This window comes from Winogradskyella pacifica, assembly GCF_003386275.1.
GTDB lineage: Bacteria > Bacteroidota > Bacteroidia > Flavobacteriales > Flavobacteriaceae > Winogradskyella > Winogradskyella pacifica.
This window is the reverse complement of record NZ_QREI01000046.1, coordinates 1-1,167: the sequence shown is the minus strand read 5'-3', so window position 1 is coordinate 1,167 and position 1,167 is coordinate 1. Positions and strand designations below refer to the sequence as shown.

The following is a 1,167-nucleotide window of genomic DNA, read 5'->3' as shown; positions in this document are numbered from 1 at the left end:
TCTTTTCATGAAAACTTAGCGGGAGCAGAAAACGATAACGCAGAGATATTTGATGGTTATGTGAACACTACAATTGACAATCAAACTGTATTTGTACGTTTAGAGAATACCACAACGAACTGTTATAGCGTCAACAGCTTAGCATTAGAGGTTTTAGAAAATCCTATTGCTAATGTAGCATCAGTATTTGAAGTTTGTGATGATGATACAGATGGTTTTGCGGTGTTTGATCTTAGTACTAAAGACGCAGAAATTATTGGCTCACAGGCTGGTATGACGGTTCGCTATTATGCCAATCAAGCCGATGCAGAAGTAGGAGGTAGTGCTTTACCAACTATTTATACGAATACACAAGCCGGTGCACAAGAAATTATAGCACGTATTGAAAATAGTGCAACGGGCTGTTATGATACAACACCGGTTCAATTGATTGTAAATCCATTACCGACGATTACAGCAGTAACAAACTACGAGTTGTGTGATTATAATGCGACAGGTGATGATGAAGAAGTTTTTGATTTAGCTACAAAGACTACAGAGATTTTAAACGGACAGGTGAATGTGTCCGTGAGTTATTATGCGAATGCAGCAGATGCTGGTGCAGAAATAAACCCAATTTTAGGTGGCTATACTAATATTAGTAATCCGCAACCTATTATAGCTGTATTAACCAATACACTAACAGGATGTACTTCAGATGTAACTTTCGATTTAATAGTTAACCCTCTACCACAATTAGTAGCGCCAAGTGCTTTAGAAGTTTGTGACGATGGTACACCAGACGGTCTAACAGAAATGGACTTAAGTCTAAAGAACACAGAAATCACAGGAAACAACCCTGCGTATTCTGTAAGTTACTATGAGACTTTGGTAGAAGCAGAAACAGAAACAAATCCATTGCCAACTTTATATACCAATACAAGTAATGGACAAATCATTTTTGTACGTGTAGAAAACATCAATACAGGCTGTTACGATACCACTAATTTAGAATTAGTAGTAGAGCAAGCGCCAATAGCCTTTACACCACAGCCATTGAGATACTGTGATCCAGATAATGATGGTTTTGGGGTGTTTACACTTACGGATGCTGATAATGAAATTACTGGAGGAGCCTCAGGTTTAGAGGTGACCTACCACGAAACAGAAATCAATGCAGAAAATGGA

Annotated in this window: 1 pseudogene; it reads left to right on the top strand. The window is 38.1% G+C overall.

Annotation, left to right across the window (positions count from 1 at the left end):
* Positions 1–1,167, top strand: a pseudogene (locus tag DFQ09_RS18730) (CUB protein); the annotation flags it as partial.